The 15899-nt window shown below is 60.8% G+C and carries 16 protein-coding genes; 6 read left to right on the top strand and 10 right to left on the bottom strand.

Translation table 11 applies throughout. The features are described from left to right. Positions 1–2: 2 nt before the first annotated feature. From ccoS to hemN, 3 genes are all read left to right on the top strand, one after another. The gene (gene ccoS / locus BT199_RS00585; protein ID WP_014719448.1) at positions 3–215 is read left to right on the top strand and encodes a cbb3-type cytochrome oxidase assembly protein CcoS; all 213 of its coding nucleotides are present in this window, start codon (positions 3–5) and stop codon (positions 213–215) included. After that, a complete protein-coding gene (locus tag BT199_RS00580; protein WP_014719449.1) occupies positions 208–891 on the top strand; it encodes a sulfite exporter TauE/SafE family protein in 684 nt (227 codons plus the stop codon). Before ccoS ends, BT199_RS00580 begins: the two co-directional genes overlap by 8 nt. Before the next feature lie 103 nt (positions 892–994). After that, positions 995–2377, top strand: coding sequence for an oxygen-independent coproporphyrinogen III oxidase (gene hemN, locus BT199_RS00575; RefSeq protein WP_072433665.1), 1383 nt, complete (start codon positions 995–997; stop codon positions 2375–2377). Positions 2378–2383: 6 nt separating this feature from the next. Here the strand turns inward: hemN and BT199_RS00570 are convergent, their stop codons facing one another. Continuing rightward, positions 2384–2845 carry a hypothetical protein gene (locus tag BT199_RS00570; RefSeq protein WP_014719451.1) on the bottom strand — a complete coding sequence of 154 codons (462 nt, stop codon included), beginning with the start codon at positions 2843–2845 and terminating at the stop codon, positions 2384–2386. Between the two features lie 155 nt (positions 2846–3000). On the opposite strand from BT199_RS00570, the gene fnr reads away from it, so the two are divergent. Together fnr and BT199_RS00560 are read left to right on the top strand one after the other, a co-directional pair. Beyond that, positions 3001–3735, top strand: coding sequence for a fumarate/nitrate reduction transcriptional regulator Fnr (gene fnr / locus BT199_RS00565; protein ID WP_005790290.1), 735 nt, complete (start codon positions 3001–3003; stop codon positions 3733–3735). Between the two features lie 76 nt (positions 3736–3811). Then, positions 3812–4360 (top strand): adenine phosphoribosyltransferase, encoded by a 549-nt coding sequence (locus BT199_RS00560; protein ID WP_003193191.1) that lies wholly within the window; start codon positions 3812–3814, stop codon positions 4358–4360. A 109-nt stretch (positions 4361–4469) separates the two neighbouring features. On the opposite strand, the gene BT199_RS00555 is transcribed toward BT199_RS00560, so the two are convergent. The 6 genes from BT199_RS00555 to BT199_RS00530 all read right to left on the bottom strand — a co-directional run bounded on the left by BT199_RS00555 (position 4470) and on the right by BT199_RS00530 (position 11155). Then, complete coding sequence (locus tag BT199_RS00555; RefSeq protein WP_014719452.1) at positions 4470–5618, bottom strand: acyl-CoA dehydrogenase family protein; 1149 nt, start codon at positions 5616–5618, stop codon at positions 4470–4472. 211 nt (positions 5619–5829) lie between these two features. After that, complete coding sequence (recR, locus tag BT199_RS00550; protein ID WP_014719453.1) at positions 5830–6432, bottom strand: recombination mediator RecR; 603 nt, start codon at positions 6430–6432, stop codon at positions 5830–5832. A 66-nt stretch (positions 6433–6498) separates the two neighbouring features. Further along, on the bottom strand, positions 6499–7533 hold the full coding sequence (locus BT199_RS00545; protein ID WP_003193196.1) for an NADP-dependent oxidoreductase: 1035 nt from the start codon (positions 7531–7533) through the stop codon (positions 6499–6501). Between the two features lie 139 nt (positions 7534–7672). Beyond that, positions 7673–8011, bottom strand: coding sequence for a YbaB/EbfC family nucleoid-associated protein (locus BT199_RS00540; protein ID WP_003193199.1), 339 nt, complete (start codon positions 8009–8011; stop codon positions 7673–7675). Between the two features lie 43 nt (positions 8012–8054). Further along, complete coding sequence (dnaX, locus tag BT199_RS00535; protein WP_014719454.1) at positions 8055–10136, bottom strand: DNA polymerase III subunit gamma/tau; 2082 nt, start codon at positions 10134–10136, stop codon at positions 8055–8057. A 77-nt stretch (positions 10137–10213) separates the two neighbouring features. Further along, positions 10214–11155: a DMT family transporter gene (locus tag BT199_RS00530; protein WP_072433664.1), complete on the bottom strand. Its 942-nt coding sequence runs from the start codon at positions 11153–11155 to the stop codon at positions 10214–10216. A gap of 98 nt (positions 11156–11253) precedes the next feature. On the opposite strand from BT199_RS00530, the gene BT199_RS00525 reads away from it, so the two are divergent. Beyond that, positions 11254–12117 carry a LysR family transcriptional regulator gene (locus BT199_RS00525; protein ID WP_014719456.1) on the top strand — a complete coding sequence of 288 codons (864 nt, stop codon included), beginning with the start codon at positions 11254–11256 and terminating at the stop codon, positions 12115–12117. Between the two features lie 18 nt (positions 12118–12135). Here the strand turns inward: BT199_RS00525 and BT199_RS00520 are convergent, their stop codons facing one another. The 3 genes from BT199_RS00520 to BT199_RS00510 all read right to left on the bottom strand — a co-directional run bounded on the left by BT199_RS00520 (position 12136) and on the right by BT199_RS00510 (position 15894). Further along, positions 12136–12726 (bottom strand): hypothetical protein, encoded by a 591-nt coding sequence (locus BT199_RS00520; protein ID WP_020302653.1) that lies wholly within the window; start codon positions 12724–12726, stop codon positions 12136–12138. A gap of 1 nt (position 12727) precedes the next feature. Continuing rightward, positions 12728–13774 (bottom strand): N-acetylmuramidase family protein, encoded by a 1047-nt coding sequence (locus BT199_RS00515; protein WP_014719458.1) that lies wholly within the window; start codon positions 13772–13774, stop codon positions 12728–12730. Between the two features lie 158 nt (positions 13775–13932). Next, the gene (locus tag BT199_RS00510; RefSeq protein WP_072433663.1) at positions 13933–15894 is read right to left on the bottom strand and encodes a hypothetical protein; all 1962 of its coding nucleotides are present in this window, start codon (positions 15892–15894) and stop codon (positions 13933–13935) included. Between the last annotated feature and the right edge of the window lie 5 nt (positions 15895–15899).

Here is a 15899-nt window from a genome sequence, read left to right as displayed (position 1 = left end):
AGATGCCAGCTCTCTATGTAATGATTCCGGCGGCACTGCTGTTAGTGGGCGTGGCCATCTACATCTTCTTCTGGGCCGTGGACAGCGGCCAGTACGAAGACCTCGATGGCCCCGCCCACAGCGTGCTGTTCGACGACCAGGACCCGAACCACCTGGCCGCCATCGATGAAGCCAACAACCCTGAGCAAGCGCCCAAAGAGCCGCCCCATGCTTGAGCTGGCGCCCTTGCTGGTCTCGGCGCTGATCCTAGGCCTGCTTGGCGGCGGCCATTGCCTGGGCATGTGCGGCGGACTGATGGGCGCGCTGACCCTGGCGATCCCCAAGGAACAGCGCAGCCGCCGTTTTCGCCTGCTGCTGGCATACAACCTGGGGCGCATACTCAGCTATGCCACCGCCGGTTTATTGATCGGCCTGGCCGGTTGGGCGGTGGCCAACAGCCCCGCGGCGATGTTCATGCGAGTGCTTGCCGGGCTGCTGCTGATCTGCATGGGCCTGTACCTGGCCGGCTGGTGGAGCGGCCTCACCCGTATCGAAAGCCTGGGACGCGGCCTGTGGCGGCATCTGCAGCCGGTGGCCAACCGTTTGCTGCCGGTGTCCAGCCTGCCCCGTGCCTTGCTGCTAGGCGCGCTGTGGGGCTGGTTGCCGTGCGGGCTCGTCTACAGCACCCTGCTATGGGCGGCGAGCCAGGGCAATGCACTGGACAGCGCCTTGCTGATGCTGGCGTTCGGGCTGGGCACCTGGCCGGTGCTACTGGCCACCGGGCTGGCCGCCGAACGGGTGACGGCGTTATTGCGCAAGCGCAGCGTGCGGGTGACCGGTGGGGTGCTGGTGATGATCTTCGGCCTCTGGACCTTGCCCGGCCCCCATCAGCACTGGCTAATGGGGCATTAGCAGGCCCTGTGGCATAGCGCCGCTCCCCGTTGATGCAAATCAAGATGCCTGCACCGCCCTCCCCCTAGACTCGGCCCACTAGCCAATCCGGGGGACCGCCCGCATGCTCGACGCCATTCGTTGGGACACAGATCTGATTCACCGCTACGACTTGGCGGGACCGCGCTACACGTCCTACCCCACCGCCGTACAATTTGACAGCCAGGTCGGCACCTTCGACCTGCTCCACGCCCTGCGTGACAGCCGCAAGGCCGTAAGGCCACTGTCGCTGTATGTGCATGTGCCGTTCTGCGCCAACATTTGTTACTACTGCGCCTGCAACAAGGTGATCACCAAGGACCGTGGCCGCGCCCAGGCCTACCTGCAGCGCCTGGAGCAGGAAATCCAGCTGGTGGCCTGCCACCTCGACCCGCAGCAGCCCGTGGAGCAACTGCATTTGGGCGGCGGTACGCCCACGTTTCTCAGCCACGATGAACTGCGCCAGGTGATGAAATGCCTGCGCCAGCATTTCAATTTGCTGGATGACGATTCGGGCGACTACGGCATCGAAATCGACCCACGCGAAGCCGACTGGGCCACCATGGGCCTGCTACGTGAACTGGGCTTTAACCGCGTGAGCATCGGCCTGCAAGACCTCGACCCCGAGGTGCAACGGGCGGTCAACCGCCTGCAAAGCCTGGAAGAAACCCGCGCCGTGATCGATGCAGCGCGCACCTTGCAATTTCGCTCGATCAATATCGACCTGATCTACGGCCTGCCCAAGCAGTCGCCGTTGAACTTTGCGCGCACCGTGGAAGAAGTCATCCGCTTACAGCCTGACCGCCTGTCCGTGTTCAACTACGCGCACCTGCCGGAACGCTTCATGCCCCAACGGCGGATCAACACTGACGAGCTGCCCTCACCAGCGGAAAAACTGCTGATGCTGCAAACCACCATCGAACAACTGACCCAGGCCGGTTACCGCTACATCGGCATGGACCACTTTGCCCTGCCAGACGACGAATTGGCCGTCGCCCAGGAAGAAGGCAAACTGCAGCGCAACTTCCAGGGTTACACCACCCACGGGCACTGCGACTTGATTGGGCTGGGGGTGTCAGCGATCAGTCAGATCGGCGACCTGTATTGCCAGAACAGCAGTGATCTGAACCAGTACCAGAATGCCTTGGCGGGTGCGCAATTGGCGACCAGCCGCGGCCTGGTCTGCACTACGGACGACCGGTTGCGACGGGCTGTAATCCAGCATTTGATCTGCAATTTCAGCCTGGCATTCGAGGGGATCGAACAGGCGTACAACATCGATTTTCGCGGTTATTTTGCCGAGTTATGGCCGCAGCTGGAAACGATGGCCGCCGACGGCCTGATCGAGTTGGACGCCCACGGCATTCGTGTGCTCCCGGCCGGGCGCTTGCTGGTGCGTTCAGTGTGCATGGTGTTCGATGCCTACCTGGAGCACCAGAACAGGCAACGATTTTCGCGGGTCATCTAGACGTACTTACTTCATGGCCAGGCTGGCAGCCTTGACTGCATCACCGGCACTCATGTCTTTCATCGCCTTGGTCAGGGACGCCTGGGCGCTGGTCAAGCTGGCTTGCAGTGCGCTCAACGCTGACTGCAGCCCGGAGAGTCGGGCACGGGCCTGTTCTGGGCTGAGATTTCTGTCGGCCATTACCGCAGCCATCTCGGCTTGTTTCTCGGCAATCTGCTTTTTGATCTCACGAATCATCTTGAGCAGATTCTTGACGTTGTCCGCCAGGCCGCTGTCGTCGATGTCACTGTTTGTGGCTTTTTCCGCCGCAGCAGCTTTCATCGCGGCGCCGGAGATGGTCACCGAAACGGCAGGCTTGGCTTCGTCGGTCGTCGGGATCGCGGCAACATCCGGTTCGGCAGCTTTCTTGGGTTCGGGCAGTGCCTGGATCTGAGTGCGCGAAGCGAGTTGAGCAGTGAGGGCTAACATGGTCTGAGCCGCCGTATTTGTAGTCGATAGCAGTACTATCGGCGGTTTTAGCCAAATCTTTATATACCGGTCGGTTTTTTGTACACGCTGGCCTCCGTGCCCCCCAGTGCGTTACCCTTACGTCTTATGTGTGTTTTCCCACAAGGATTTAAGAAATGTCCGAGCCAGTCAAACTGCGCGCTCACAGCCAGGCCCATTGCAAGGATTGCAGCCTGGCTCCCCTCTGCCTGCCACTTTCATTGAATCTGGAAGACATGGATGCGCTGGACGACATCGTCAAACGCGGCCGCCCGCTGAAAAAAGGCGAGTTTCTGTTTCGCCAGGGCGACAAGTTTGATTCCGTCTATGCAGTACGCTCTGGCGCGTTGAAGACCTTCAGCCTCAGCGACGGCGGCGAAGAGCAAATCACCGGTTTCCACCTGCCAAGCGAGTTGGTCGGGCTGTCGGGGATGGACACCGAGATTCACCCGGTGTCGGCCCAGGCCCTGGAAACCACCTCGGTGTGCGAAATCCCATTCGAGCGCCTGGATGAACTGGCCCTGCAACTGCCGCAATTGCGCCGCCAATTGATGCGCGTGATGAGCCGCGAGATTCGTGACGACCAGCAAATGATGCTGCTGCTGTCGAAGAAAACCGCCGATGAGCGCATTGCCACCTTCCTGGTCAACCTGTCGGCGCGCTTTCGCGCCCGTGGGTTCTCGGCCAACCAGTTCCGCCTGAGCATGTCGCGCAATGAGATCGGTAATTACCTGGGCCTGGCGGTTGAGACCGTGTCCCGCGTGTTTACTCGTTTCCAGCAGAACCAGTTGATCGCCGCCGAGGGCAAAGAGGTGCATATCCTCGACCCGATCCAGCTGTGTGCATTGGCTGGCGGTTCCCTGGAGGTCTGATCCAGGCTGCGGCCGCGCCAATCGGCGAGGCCGCAGGTATACTTCGAGTCCGTTTTCCGCTCTGGACTCCTCGACGATGACTTTTGATTCGTTCGACATCAAATCCCTGATTCGCCCCGTCATCGACTTCCCCAAGCCTGGGGTGATCTTCCGTGACATCACGCCGCTATTCCAATCGCCCCGCGCCCTGCGCCTGGTGGCCGACAGCTTTGCCCAACGCTATGTCGAAGCCGACTTCACCCATATCGGTGCGATGGATGCCCGTGGCTTCCTGATCGGCTCGATCATCGCCTACCAGCTCAACAAGCCGCTCATCCTGTTTCGCAAGCAAGGCAAGCTGCCGGCGGACGTGCTGGCCGAGGGTTACCAGACCGAGTACGGCGAAGCCTTCCTGGAAGTGCACGCCGACAGCCTGTGCGAAGGCGATTCGGTGCTGATGTTCGATGACCTGATCGCCACCGGCGGCACCCTGATTGCTGCAGCGAACCTGGTGCGGCGCATGGGGGCAAAGATTTTTGAGGCTGCAGCGATTATTGATTTGCCAGAGCTGGGTGGCTCGCAGCGCTTGGCAGACATGGGGATTCCGACGTTTTGCCTGACGCAATTTGGGCTGACTGAGAGATAAGGGTCGTCAGTACTGCCGTCATCGCGGGCAAGCCCGGCTCCCACCTTGGAATGCATTCCCCTGTGGGAGCTGGGCTTGCCCGCGATGAGGCCCGAAAGAACACCCCGGTTTACAACCCCATCTGCTTACTGATGATTTCATTCATCACTTCGCGCGTCCCGCCACCAATCGACAAAATCCGGTTATCGCGATAAAGCCGCTCCACCAGGCTGCCACGCATATACCCCTGCCCCCCCAATATTTGCACCGCGTCATACGTCACCCGATCAGCGGTATCGGTGGCCAGGTTCTTGGCCATGGAAATCTCTTTGATCACACTCTTGCCAGCGGCCATCTTCGCGGCCTGACGATAGGTGAACTCGCGGGAAACCTCCACGGCGGTAGCCATTTCCGCCAGGCGATGCTTGAGCACCTGGAATTTGCCGATGGGTTTGCCGAATGCTTCGCGCTGGGCGGCCCACTGGAGGCTTTCCTCCAAGGCCAGTTGCGCGGTCATGTTGGCCATGAGGGCCAAGGCCAGGCGCTCGCTCTGGAAGTTGCCCATGATGCAGGCAAAGCCCATGTTCTCGACACCGATGAGATTGCCCACAGGCACGCGGCAATCGTCGAAGAACAACTCGGCGGTGTCCGACGCCCACCAGCCCATCTTCTTCAGCGGCTGGCCGACGGTGAAACCCGGGATGCCTTTTTCGATCAGCAGCAGGCTGATACCGCCAAAGCCCGGCCCACCTGTGCGCACGGCCACGGTGTAGAAATCAGCGCGAATGCCGCTGGTGATAAAGGTCTTGGCGCCGCTCACGCGGTAATGCTCGCCTTCACGTACGGCGCGGGTTTGCAGGTTGGCTACATCCGAGCCGCCGCTGGGCTCGGTGACCGCCAGGGCGATGATCTTCTCGCCGGCGAGCACCAGAGGCGCTATGCGCTCACGCACGTCGGGCCGGGCCCATTTGACGATGGGCGGCAGGCCAATATCCAGGGAGCCGAGCCCGGCCACCACGCCACCGGAGCCGCAGCGCATCAGCTCTTCGCTGGCGGCGACCTTGGCGAACAGATCGCCTTCGTGGCTGCCACCCAGCGCCTCGGGGTAGCCGATGCCCAGAACGCCCGCCGCACCGGCCTTGAGGTAAAGCTCGCGGGGAAAACTTTCCGCTTCCTCCCATTGCTCGATGCCGGGCAACATCTCGCGTTCGACGAAGCGGCGCACGCTGTCGCGGACCAATTGGTGGCTGGGATCGAAGTATTCCTGAAAGGCAGACATCGGCAAGCTCCATGGCGGGATGGAGCGAACTTACCAAGCGCTTGCTTGGTTATCAAGCCGAATACATTTTTTACCGTCACACAAAACCAATGTGGGAGCCGGGCTTGCCCGCGATGCAGGCGCCTCGGTTTTTCAGGTACACCGTGGTGATGCTATCGCAGCGATGCGGCGACCCGACAAGCCAGCTCCCACATTGGGACTGCAGTGGGTTTTAAAGCGCGATGGGTTTGCGGCCTGCGAACGAGTGCGCCAGGGTGCCGCCGTCCACCAATTCCAGCTCGCCACCCAACGGTACGCCATGGGCGATCCGTGAAGTAATCAAACCTTTATTGGTCAGCAACTGAGCGATGTAGTGCGCCGTGGCTTCACCTTCCACCGTCGGGTTGGTCGCCAGGATCACTTCAGTAAAGGTGCCCTGCTCTTCGATTCGCGCCACCAGTTGTGGAATACCGATGGCTTCCGGCCCCAGGCCATCGAGCGGCGACAGGTGGCCCTTGAGCACGAAGTAACGCCCGCGGTAACCGGTCTGCTCCACGGCGTACACATCCATCGGCCCTTCCACCACGCACAGCAACGTGTCGTCGCGACGCGGGTCGGCGCATTGCGGGCAGAGTTCTTCTTCGGTAAGGGTGCGGCACTGGCGGCAATGGCCCACACCTTCCATGGCCTGGCTCAGGGCCTGGGCCAGGCGAGTGCCGCCGCTGCGATCACGCTCCAGCAGTTGCAGCGCCATGCGCTGGGCAGTTTTCTGGCCGACGCCGGGCAAAGTGCGCAAGGCGTCGATCAGTTGGCGAATCAGGGGGCTGAAGCTCATGGGCGAAGGGTCCGACAAAACAACGAGACGCGGTTTATACCCGCGCCCCGGATTAGCGTCAAATACTCAATCCTGCGCGACGCGCACCACCAACTTGCCGAAGTTGCGCCCTTCGAGCAGGCCGATAAAGGCTTCGGGCGCCTGCTCCAGGCCATCGACCACGTCCTCGCGGAACTTGATCTTGCCCTCGCGCACCCAAGGCGCCATAGCGCTGAGGAACTCCGGCTGGCGGTCGCCATAGTCGTCGAACACAATAAAGCCCTGGATACGTACCCGCTTGGTTAGCAAGGTGCGTTGCAGCGCCGGCAAACGGTCAGGGCCGCTGGGCGCTTCATGGGCGTTATAGCCGGCGATCAACCCGCACAGCGGCACGCGCGCCTTGGGGTTGAGCAAAGGCAGCACAGCATCGAAGACTTTACCGCCGACGTTTTCAAAGTAGATGTCCACGCCTTTGAAGCAGGCCAGGGCCAGTTCATGGGCAAAGTCTTCGCTCTTGTGGTCGATACAGGCGTCAAAGCCCAACTCATCCACCACATAGCGGCATTTGTCCGCGCCACCGGCAATGCCCACCACGCGCAAGCCCTTGAGCTTGGCCACCTGGCCCACCACCGACCCCACCGCGCCCGACGCAGCCGCCACCACCAGGGTTTCCCCGGCCTTGGGCTGGCCGATATCCATCAAGCCCATATAGGCCGTCATGCCCGGCATACCCAGTACGCCCAAGGCCATCGACGGACTCGGCAGACCCTTGGGCAGTGGGATCAGGTTATGGCCTTCGCAAATGCAGTGGCTTTGCCAGCCAGTGGCGCCGACCACCAGGTCGCCCACTTCGAATTTCGGGTTGCGCGATTGCTCGACACGGCTGACAGCCCCACCGGTCATCACTTCACCGATTTCCACGGGTGCGGCGTAGGACGGCGCGTCACTCATGCGTCCACGCATGTAGGGGTCCAAAGACAGGTACAGGGTCTTGAGCAGCACCTGGCCGTCTGCCAGGTCCGGCAGGCTGACACGTTCCAGGCGAAAGTTTTCCGGCGTGGGGGCGCCTTGAGGGCGTGAGACCAGAACGATGCGTTGGTTGAGCGTCATTTCTTGAGGCATCAGCGGGGCTCCTTTATCGGTGAGTAGTTTCAACGGTATAGGGTGCAGACCATCGGTGAAGGCTTGGGGTTCGATGTTTCGACCGGCGAAAAAAATGCCAGGCACGATGCCTGGCATTTGAGTCTAGCTAAAGCGTGTATCAGAACGGCAGTTTCATACCCGGTGGCAGTTGCATGCCAGCGGTCACGCCGGACATTTTGTCCTGGCTGTTGGCTTCGATCTTGCGTACAGCGTCGTTGACGGCTGCGGCGAACAGCGCTTCGAGCATTTCCAGGTCATCTTCACCCACGCCCGGCAATACGCTTGGGTCGATGCTGACACGCTTGATGTCGTGACGACCGGTCATCACCACGCTGACCATATCGCCACCGGCTTTACCGGTGACTTCGGCGTTGGCCAGCTCTTCCTGCATCTTGGCCATTTTTTCCTGCATCTGCTGCGCCTGCTTCATCAGGCCGGCCATGCCACCTTTCATCATGGGAATCACCTCAAAAGTACGTGGATCAATGAATAGCCCGGTGTCATGACGCTTGGGGCACCGGGGCTTCGACAGGTTCAATAGTATCGTGGCGGACGACCGCACCGAACTGTTGCATCATTTGTTGGATAAGCGGATCTGCGTGGATCGAATCCTCAGCCTCGCGCTGGCGGTTAAGGCGCCGACGGGTCGCGGCCTGGGCCGGCGTTTCCTGCTCGGGCTTGATCAGCTCGATGGCAATGGTCAGCGTGCGCCCATGGTACTGGTTGAGCGCATCGTTGAGCCGGCGCTGCTGAGTGGCGTTGAACAAGGCGCTATGGGCCGGGTCCAGGTGCAGCAGCCAGTGGTCGCCTTCGATGGAAATCAGGGTGCAGTTGGCGGCGATACTGCCGGTCATGCCGGAGATCGGCAATTTCGGAAACAATTCCAGCCATTGCAGGGCCAGACCGGTAGCCGGGGCCGCGGCAGGTTCTGCCTCGGGCTCGGGCGCCGGTTCCGCGGTGTGCTCGCTGGCCAGTTCGTCCAGGTAGCTGTAGGCCGAATCCATGTCCGGCTCGATGTAGTCTTCGTCCAGCGGCGGTTCGTCATCCAGGTCAATGCCCGGCGTGGCCGCGTCGACCTGGGCGACCGTCGGTTCAGGAACGGGCGCCGATACCCACTCAGGGGCATCCGGCACCACGCTGTCCGGAGTCGGCGTAGGCATCGGCGTCAGCTCGGGTTGCTCGCCGGTGGTTTCCAGCACGGGCTCCACGGCGGGCTGTTGCTCGGGCTCTACTTGCGCTTCGACCGGGTCATTCCAGGGCAAGTCGACCACGGGTTCGGGCTCGGGCTCAATGACCGGCTCGGGCTCGACCACCGGTGCGACGGCAACCGGCGCAGGTTCAGGCTCAGGTGCCGGCGCAACCGGCTCAGGCACAGCAACCGCAGGCGCTGCAACTACTGGCGCGACAACGGCCGCCCCAGCCACGGGTTTGGCGGAATCAACTGTGGCCTGGCTGATCCCCACTGGCTTTAGCGGCTGTCTCGGTGCGTCTGCCGAATCTGCCGGCCGGAACGCCAGCATGCGCAGCAGCACCATTTCAAAGCCACCCCGCGGGTCGGGTGCCAGGGGCAAGTCGCGGCGACCGATCAGGCCCATCTGGTAGTAGAACTGCACGTCTTCGGCCGGCAAGGCCTGGGCCAGGGCCAATACGCGATCACGGTCGCCATGACCGTTGTCCACGCCTTCCGGCAGGGCCTGGGCGATGGCGACGCGGTGCAATACGTTGAGGATTTCCGAAAGCACGCCATTCCAATCCGGGCCTTGCTCCGACAGGTGGCGCACCGCTTCGAGCAACGCCTTGGCGTCACCCTCGATCAGCGCGTGCAGCACGTCGAACACCTGGCCGTGGTCCAGGGTACCGAGCATGGCGCGCACGTCGGCGGCCATGACCTTGCCTTCACCAAACGCGATGGCCTGGTCGGTGAGGCTCATGGCATCGCGCATCGAACCATCGGCGGCACGGCCCAGCAACCACAGCGCGTCGTCTTCGAACGGTACGTTCTCGACGCCCAGCACGTGGGTCAAATGCTCGACCACACGCTCGGGGGTCATGTTTTTCAGGGAGAACTGCAGGCACCGCGACAAAATCGTTGCCGGAAGTTTCTGCGGGTCGGTGGTGGCCAGGATGAATTTGACGTAGGGCGGCGGCTCTTCCAGGGTTTTCAACAAGGCGTTGAAGGAGTGGCTGGACAGCATGTGCACTTCGTCGATCAGGTAGACCTTGAAGCGGCCACGGCTCGGCGCGTACTGCACGTTGTCCAGCAGTTCGCGGGTGTCTTCGACCTTGGTACGGCTCGCGGCGTCGATCTCGATCAGGTCGACGAAACGCCCTTCGTCGATCTCACGGCACACCGAACAGGTGCCACAAGGCGTCGAGGTAATACCGGTTTCACAATTCAGGCATTTGGCGATGATGCGCGCAATCGTGGTCTTGCCCACCCCGCGCGTACCGGTGAACAGGTAGGCGTGGTGCAGCCGTTGGCTGTCCAAGGCATTGATCAGAGCCTTGAGCACATGGGTCTGGCCGACCATTTCGCGGAACGAGCGCGGGCGCCATTTACGTGCAAGAACCTGATAACTCATCGAAAACCGTCGCAACTGGGAAGCAGAAGCCGGTAATGCTAGCGGAGCAAGGGGGAAATTGCATCCGGCACGCTCGTCTAATCTGACGAAGCTTGTTCGATTGGCCTCCCAGAGGGCACCTGAGGACGTTTTGCTGGCACCTTGGAGCGCCAACGCCCTTCCAGACTGATAGCGGCGACGCTGGCCAGCACGACCACTGCGCCCAGCATCACCTGCAGGGTGACGTGCTCGCCAAGCAGCGTGGCGGCCATCAGCATGGCAACCGGTGGAATCAGGTACATCGCCACCGACGCACGACTGACCTCGACGTGCTTCAACACGTAACCCCAGGCCAGATAGGCCAAGGCACTGGGAAAAATACCCAGCACCAGCACGGCGAGATTCTCCCCCATCGGTGCCTGCACGATGGCGGCGGGCAGTCCCGGCAGGTTCACGCACAGCATCAGCGTGCCGGACCACACCATGTAGCACGCCATCGTCAACGGGCTGTAGCGATGGGCGTAATGTCGCTGGATGGCGAAGTACACACTCCATGAGCAGGCCGCCAACAAGATCAGCAAACCCCGTGGGTTGAGATCGCCCATGCCCTGGTCGCCCCAGATCACCACCAGTACGCCAGCCAACCCCAACAGTACGCAACCCCAGCGCCAGGCGCTGACCTGCTCTTTCAAGCAGAAAAACGCGATCAACACACTGAACAACGGCGCCGACTGTGCCAACACACTCGACGCTGCCGCCGTCACCCATTGCTGCCCATGATTGAGACTGGTGTGGTGCAGGAACACCCCGAAAAAGCCCAGCACCAACAACCACGGCAGGTCGCGCAATGGTGGCCGTCCAATTCCCACCCCCCAGGCCACGCCGCCCATGAATACCGACGCGATCAAAAACCGCAGCAGCGCCAATTGGCCGGGGCTATAACTGTGCAACCCCATGTGTACGCCGATGGGCGAATACGCCCAGCAGAGGATGACGCTGGCAATGACTAGCGTAAGCTTCAGAGGTGACGGAGTATTCATCGACAGCATCCACGCAAAAGGAATGCTGCCAGTCTTGGCCCAGGCCAGGCATAGGACAATTAAGCGTTTCTGACTTCTGAAATCATTGGAACTGAGCAATGGAACTGGCCCAACTGAAAATGGTGCGAGCCGTGGCGCAAACCGGCAGCGTGGCCCAGGCGGCACTGCAATTGCACTGTGTGCCGTCCAACATCACCACGCGCATCAAGCAGCTGGAAAGCGAGTTGGGCACGCCGCTGTTTATCCGTGCTGGCCGAGGGCTGGCGATCAGCGCTGCGGGAGAAATCTTCCTGGATTACTGCGAACGTATCCTGGCCTTGGTGGATGAATCCAAACGCGCGGTGGATGCCAGCGCCATTCCCCGTGGCACCTTGCGCATCGGTGCGGTGGAATCCAGTGCCAGCGGGCGCTTGCCGCCGCTGCTGGCGGAATACCACCGGCGTTATCCCAATGTCAGCCTGGAACTGGTCACCGGTGCCTGGGCGCAACTGCTGGACGACCTGCAGCACCACCGCCTGGACGTGGCGCTGGTGGCCGCCGGCGGCAAACGCACGAAGCTGGAACAGAGCGTGGTCTACAGCGAACGCCTGGTGCTGATCGCCAGCGCGTGCAGCGCGCCTATCAATAGCGCCGAAGACTTGGCCGGCCGTACATTGCTGGTATGGCCGCCGGGCTGCCCTTATCGCGCCGCCCTGGAAAACTGGCTCAAGCCCCATAACGTCAAGCCAGCGATTGCCAGCTATGCAAGCTGGGGCACGATCATCGGTTGCGTCAGCGCGGGGATTGGCGTGGCGTTGGCACCCGAGGGGATCCTGGCGCGCTATGAACAGGCCAATCAGTTGGCGTCTTATCGCTTTGAAGCGCTGACGCCCGTGGACAACCTGTTGTTCTGGCATACGGACACCCAGCGGCACCTGGCGCGAGATGCGTTCGCCGGGCTACTGCGCGAGACCTTTGGCTGACTTGCTCGCTCCTACAATTTAGGGCTTCGGGGCAGCCAACCGTGCGTACTGGCCCTGGCTGATCCAGCCCGTGAAAGAGCGGTCGTCAGCGTTGATGAATTCCACCTGCGCCCAACCGTCCTTGAACGCCAGTACGCCCACCACGTCATGCTTGACGATGTAGGGCCGCTTTGCCGCTTTGGCGCCCGGCGTTTTAAGCAGGTAAGCCTTGTCGGCAGACACCGTCACCAAGCCGATCCATTGTTTGCTGGCGGTCTGGCTCAGCTCCAGGCCCGTGGCGATTTCCGGCATCAGCACATTGATGCAGCCAGGGTGTTGGCGGCCCTGCGCCACGGTCAGGGTCACCCCGTCGGGCGCCGCGGCCAAACTGCCTGGGTAGGCAGCGTCCCGCCAGGTGGTGAGCGCTTCGGGCTTGCCTTGCAGGTAGAACGTGCAACCACGGGCCACACCCTCGCCCATCGATTCCTGATAGAACCCCTCGACCTGATGCCCAGGCGTCACCGCCAGCATCAGCCCTTCATATTTACCTGAATGCAACGCCGCCGAGCCGGCCAACGCGGGCGCCACGGCGCACCACGACAACACTCCCATCGCCAGATAACGAATCATCTTATTTCTTCCCTTCAAAGGCTTCGTAGGCTTGTTTCATCAGGACGTCATAGTTGCCGTAATCGTCGCCATTATAGTTTCGGGCCATGGCGGTAAAATCCTTGTTTTTCATCGCGCTCAACAACGCCGAGTTGTGGCTGCAAAGGCTGAGATAGGCCTTGAGTTGATTACCGGCATTGACCTTCAATGACGCCACGAACTCAAACACCGTCTTGAACCCGCACGCCGCAAAATTGAACCCCATGATTTGAAACATGCCCCAGGAGGCCGACATCAAGGCCGCTTCCTGGTCCAGCGCAAAGGCAGTGGCCATGGTCTCCCAGGCCTTGACCTGATCCTTGTTGTTCGTCTGCCATTGCGGGCCGGCTTTTTTCTTGTAGACATACGACAGCAGCGGCTGCGACTGGTCGTAGATGTGCTTGGTGTACTTGCGAAAGTGGTGCCCTTCAAAGGCGATGATCGGCAACTTGGCAGGCCCGAACCCCACCTTCCCGCCCGACTCCACCGTGGCGAACGCCTTGACCACATTCACCGAAATACCGTTGCCCAATTGCTTGGCGGCGTTCTGGAAATCCGTATCGCTCAAGGTCGTCCCGCCGTCGCAGGTGGACTGCATCATCAACTGCCGGTTACGCCGCTCGGCCTCGATCACCGCACGCACACGGTCCAGGTACACATTGACCGTGGCCTGTACCGCATCGATGTTGTTATTGCCGAAAATGTTGAGAAACGTCGGAATGCGCGTGTTAGGAAAAGCCCGCACCGGCACCTTCAGCGCCTCTTCGATCAGACTGTTGAACGTTCGCCCGGTGGGGTCGATCACGCCATCGGGATGGGCGTACTTGAGATGGCGAAACTGATACTGGCTGATGCACTGCACCAACTGGCCGTCGCACTTGCCGTTTTCCAGCAAGGCAAACCCCATCTTGGGAATGATCAAATTGAATAGATACTGGATGCACTGAACATCGGCGGGCAAGTTGCGGGCTTTGCCGGGCGTCCCTACCGAAGCACTGATAAGACGAGGCAACCCTTGCAGGCTTTTCATGACAGACATCCTTGTGAGTGAAAGAAGCGATAGCACTTCAATATCAAATCCATGCCCTTGTCATACTCTGAAACAAGTGGCCGGCGCAAGCTAACAAGGCGGTCTGCGGGTTGTCCAGAGGGCTTTATGAAAGTTGTGAAACAGCCGGATTAAATCTGTCAGTAACCGTGGGAATCACGGGTCTTTTGATACTTGTGGTAGTCGAGCCACTCGACCACATCGTAGGGCAGGTACAACTGCACCCTGGCCCGTGAAATCGCGATATACACCGCACAGAGTCTTTGATCGAACGCGTAGGCGTCCTGGAACTTCACGTTGGTCAACAGTTCCGGCGTAAGCAATACCCGGTCGAACTCCATGCCGCCCGCATCCTGCGCCAGCATCAACAGGACGCGCTCGTCCGGATGGCCGATCAACCTGTTCAAACGCGTGACATCCGCCACGTTAAAGCCTTTTTCCAGTTCGGCCTCGACCCACAGAAACGCCTCATCGAACTGGCAGGCTTCGCGCACCTGCTGCCAATCGGCCATGTCACTGAAAAACGCATGGGGGCCGAGGTCATTGAACTCATTGCTATAGAAATCGGGTTTGAACAACGCGATGACCGTGTCCATGAAATGCTTGAGCGACTGCTGGGCCTCTTTGCTCGCCAGGCCGAACGCACAACGGGCGTGGCTCAGTTGGATCGCCCACTGCATGGTGTCCCAATGGGAAGCGGTCAACACCACGCAACCTTGCGGGGGTACAAAACCCTGCGGATAAAACTCAATGCCGACATCGGCATCGCGTGCGCCCTCGAAAAGCGATTTGCTTTTTTCCGAGTGCAAGCTGATCAACGGGTTGACCAGGCGCTCGACATTGCGCCCGGAACGCACGGAGTAGCACACGTCGGTATGGCGAACCTCACGGGCGCGTTTGACCACGCCGCCACTGGCCTGCTGATACTCATCCCCCAAAGTGATCAGCACCTGGCGGCCGCGCTCGATGATTTGCAGCAACGGCGCGGGGATGTCCTGGCTCTCATCGATGAGCACGTGGGTATAGCGCTCGGGGACGACGCAGCCTGCAAGGCTGGCGCGCTTGATCATCAACAAGGCTTCAAACCCGGTATGCCGGCCCCAGGCCGGGTTCGCCTCAAGGTAGCCCCACAACCGGCTGGCATATTCGAGCAGCACCCTGGCATCGACGCCGGCGAGCGGTTGCTTGAAATGCGGCAAATGCTGGGCCGACAAGCTGTACTCCCAAGAGCGGCAGTAGGCTTCAAGCACCTTGAGGCACACCTCCACTACCGCTTGCCCTTCCAGGCGACGAAAACCAAAGATATTCAGTTCTTGGGCGAGCGCCTGCTTGGTCGGCACCCTCACCGGCGCATTCAGCGGCTTTGGCCTGGGGCCATGCAATAGAGCATGGGCGAAGTCCTGAAAGGTATGCCCGGCCTTACGCTCCCGCGCTCCCACCATGCGAGCACGCAGGGTTTCGAGTTTTGCCGGGGTGCGTGCCAGCAGCAAGGTCTTTTCCGGGCGCAGGTGCTCCAGCAAGGCCACCAGCAGGTGACTCTTGCCAATGCCTGCGTAGCCTTGCACATGCAGGTCTTCGTTCAGGTTGGCACGGAAGGTTCTGAGCAGCTTGTCCTGCTCGGCGCTCAACCAGCGCTCGCGATGCCTGGGCGTGATCACCTGCTGGCTGAACGGATCATTGGCCTTGAGATGGCGGACTTTATACTCGACGTCCCATTTGCCACTGGGTAACAGGTAGTCCTGCGCCTGGACTTCCTCCTCCAGCAGAAAGCGCAGCTTCAGGCTTTTGACCACATTGAGGCCGAAGTACAGCTTCCTCTGATCGAACAGCCGCTGCGCTTCAGAGAGCAGGGACACACTGGCCGAATGGCGGGCATCGACTGCCCAGTCAATCAGCTTGGCCAACACTTTTTCAGCACCGTTGGCGCTAAGGTCGCTTTCCGGCACCTGCGCCAGGTTCTGGATCACCAACACCGCCGCCAATTGGGGCTCACTCAGGGCTACAAGCGCATCGAAACCCTCACTGCCCAACAACCCCGCACAGGTGTGCTCGGTGATCGGCAAGAAAACAGGGCTGGATAAATTGAAATGTTCCGAGTGCATAGAGC

The organism is Pseudomonas sp. NFR02 (genome assembly GCF_900119375.1).
In the GTDB taxonomy this organism is placed as follows: domain Bacteria; phylum Pseudomonadota; class Gammaproteobacteria; order Pseudomonadales; family Pseudomonadaceae; genus Aquipseudomonas; species Aquipseudomonas paracarnis.
The sequence above is the reverse complement of the archived record's forward strand: the minus strand, read 5'-3'. Positions and strand labels throughout refer to the sequence as shown.